This is a genomic window from Actinomadura sp. HBU206391 (assembly GCF_014323665.1).
Lineage (GTDB): Bacteria > Actinomycetota > Actinomycetes > Streptosporangiales > Streptosporangiaceae > Actinomadura_C.
Genome location: NZ_JABVEB010000434.1, coordinates 1 through 3,234, shown reverse-complemented (window position 1 = coordinate 3,234; position 3,234 = coordinate 1). Strand labels below are relative to the sequence as shown.

General features: G+C 70.1%; 3 protein-coding genes. All 3 read left to right on the top strand.

Translation table 11 applies throughout. The features are described 5' to 3' along the window. Positions 1–857 (top strand): carbohydrate ABC transporter permease (locus tag HKK72_RS37840; protein WP_187239197.1); only part of this gene is annotated, 857 nt, incomplete at its 5' end. Beyond that, entirely contained in the window at positions 854–1,684 is an 831-nt protein-coding gene (locus tag HKK72_RS37835) for a carbohydrate ABC transporter permease (protein WP_187239196.1), read from the top strand. The genes HKK72_RS37840 and HKK72_RS37835, both read left to right, overlap by 4 nt. Next, a partial coding sequence (locus HKK72_RS37830) for a glycosyl hydrolase (RefSeq protein ID WP_261987580.1) occupies positions 1,681–3,234 on the top strand: 1,554 nt, incomplete at its 3' end. The genes HKK72_RS37835 and HKK72_RS37830, both read left to right, overlap by 4 nt.

The following is a 3,234-nucleotide window of genomic DNA, read 5'->3' as shown; positions in this document are numbered from 1 at the left end:
CGCCGTGGTGGTTCGTGGCCCCGGCGCTGCTCGTCTACGCGGTGGTGGTGCTCTACCCGAGCATCTCGGGTGTTCTGTACGCCTTCACCGACTGGAGCGGCATCGGCGGCAAGTCCTTCACCGGGCTCGAGAACTTCCGCACGCTGCTGCACGACGAGCGGGCGATGGGCTCGCTGAAGAACACGCTACTGCTGACCGTGGCCATCGTGGTCGTGCAGAACGGCATCGGGCTGCTGCTCGCGCTCGGTGTGCACTCGCGCATCAAGTCGCGCACCGCGCTCCGGGCGATCTTCTTCGCGCCCGCGGTCGTCAGCCCGGTCATGGTCGCGTTCCTGTGGAAGTACGTCTACAACCCCGAACCCAAGGCCGGGCTCAACGGAATTCTGGGCGCGGTCGGGCTCGGCGGCCTGCGGCAGGACTGGCTCGGCAACCCCTCGCTCGCGCTGTGGTCGGTCGCCGGGATGGTGGTCTGGCAGTACGCCGGATACTCGATGGTGATCTTCCTGGCCGGGCTGGAGGGGGTGCCGGCCGAGCTGCACGAGGCCGCGATGATCGACGGCGCCGGTCGTTTCCAGCGGTTCAGGTACGTCACCTGGCCACTGCTGGCACCCGCGCTCACGATCAACGTGATGCTCTCGACGATCGGCGGGCTGAAGCTCTTCGACCAGGTCTACGCGGCGACCGCCGGCGGCCCCGGCTACGCGAGCGAGACGCTGTCGACCGTGCTGTACAAGCAGGCGTTCGTCTTCGGGAAGTTCGGCTACAGCACCGCGATCGCCCTCGTGCTCGCCCTGTTCGTCGCGGCCGTGTCGCTGGTGCAGATCGGCTACCTGCGCAGCCGGGAGGTGACCTCATGACGCACCTGCGCTACGGGTTCAGGACGTTCGTCCTCGAACTGGTCATGATCGCCGTCGGGCTGGCGTTCCTGTTCCCCGTCTACGCCCTGATCACGCTCTCGCTCAAGGGCAGCCAGGAGATCGCGAGCTCGCCGCTGGCGCCGCCCGTTCCGCCCACGGGGGCGAACTACTCCTCGGCCTGGTCGTCGGCGTCCCTGGGCTCGGCCCTGCTCAACAGCACGGTGATCACGGTGGTGAGCCTGGTCTGCCTGATCGCCATCGGCTCGTTCGGCGCCTATTTCCTGGCCCGCTGCGCCTCGCGGCTCGGCTTCACGCTGTATGTGCTGTTCCTGCTCGGCATCGTGCTGCCGTTCCAGCTCGGCATGATCCCGTTGTTCAAGCTGGTCGACCAGATGGGGCTGCTCGGCACCTATCAAGGAATGATCATCTTCTATACGGGCATCCAGCTGCCGTTCACGATCTTCCTCTACACCGGGTTCATCCGGGCCCTGCCCCGCGACTACGCCAACGCGGCCATGATCGACGGCGCGTCGCATCTGCAGGCCTTCACCAAAGTGGTGTTCCCGCTGCTGCGGCCGATCACCGGAACGGTGCTGATCCTCAACGCGGTGTTCATCTGGAACGACTTCTTCACCCCGCTGCTCTACCTCGGCGGATCCGCCAGGGAGACGGTGCCGGTCCGCGTCTTCGCCTTCGTCGGGCAGTACGTCTCCGACTACGGCATCGTCTTCGCCGGCCTGGTGCTCGCCGCGCTGCCGATCCTCGCGGTCTTCCTGGTGCTGCAGCGCTACGTCATCCGCGGCTTCGCCAGCGGGCTGAAGGGATGAGCGGGCCGCCACCGGGGGCGGGCCCGCTCGGGTCGTCTCGGCTCGCGTCGTCTCGGTTCGGGCCGGCGTCGCCCGGGTTGCCGGCCCGGCTCGCCGAGGTGCTGGAGAACCCGCCGCCGGAGTTCTCGCCGGCCGCGATCTGGTGGTGGAGCGGCGAGGCGCTCGACCCGGCCCGGCTGCGCTGGCAGCTGGAACGGTTCGTCGCGGGCGGCGTGCACAATCTCGTCATCTTGAACCTGGCGCCCTCGGGGCCCATGTTCGGCTCGGACGCCGACGACCCGGCGTTCTTCTCCGAGCGGTGGTGGGAGCTGTTCGAGGGCGTCTGCGCCGACGCGCGCGAGCTCGGGGCACGCCTGTGGTTCTACGACCAGCTCGGCTTCTCCGGCGCCGACCTGCAGGCGCGGATGGTCCAGGAGGAGCCGGCCTACGCGGGCCAGTGGCTTGACCGGTCCGGGCGGGCCGTCACCCGAGGCTTCGACTATCTCTCGGCGGACGCCTGTGCGGCCCTGCTCGACCGGGTGCACGGGGAGTTCGAGCGGCGCGTTCCGCACCTGCTGGGCGGCGTCATCGCCGGCTCCTTCCAGGACGAGCTGCCCGCGCTGCCGACCTGGTCGGCGCGGTTCGCCGAGGAGTTCGAACGGCGCCGCGGCTACGACCTCACCCCGTCGCTCCCGGTGCTGTGGTCGGGCGCCGAGACCGAGGACGGCCCCCGGATCCGGCGCGACTATCACCTCACCCGCGCCGAACTGGCCGAAGAGGCGTTCTTCCGGCCGCTCGCCGCATGGCACGAGCGCCATGGTCTGGTGCACGGCTGCGACCAGCAGGACCCCGCCCGAGCCGGCGATCCCGTCGACGGCGTGCGGCTCTACGCCGACTACGCGCGTACGCACCGATGGTTCGGCGCTCCCGGCTCCGACCACCACGGTGACGCCCGGATCCACTCCTCGCTGGCCCACCTCTACGGCCGGCCGCGGACCTGGATCGAGGCGTTCCACTCCAGCGGGTGGGGCGGGACGCTGGAGGAGACCTTCGACTGGCTGCTGCCGTGGCTGAGGTCCGGCGCGAATCTCTACAACCCGCATGCCGTCTATTACACGACCAAGGGCGGCTGGTGGGAGTGGGCGCCGCCGTCCACCGACTGGCGCCAGCCGTACTGGCCGCACCACAAGGTGTTCGCGGACGCCGTCGCGAGGCTGTGCGCCGCCCTGTCGCTCGGCCGCCACGTCTGTGACGTCGCGGTACTGCTGCCCACCGCGACCGCGCAGGCGGGCACCCGGCTGGACGGCGTGGACGACGACGCCGCCGAGGCGCAGCGGATCTACCGTGAGCTGGTCGGCGACATGGCGTGGTTCCGTGCCGTCCCCGGAGCGCTCGACCGGGCGCTGCTCGACGCCGACGTGATCGACGACGACTCGGTGCAGCGCGCCGTCGTCTCCGGCGGGCGGCTGAGGGTGGCCGACGAGGCGTACGCCGTGATCATTCTGCCCGCCTGCACCGTGCTGGAGGGCGAGACGGCCCGGCGGCTGACGGAGTTCGCCTCGGCCGGAGGC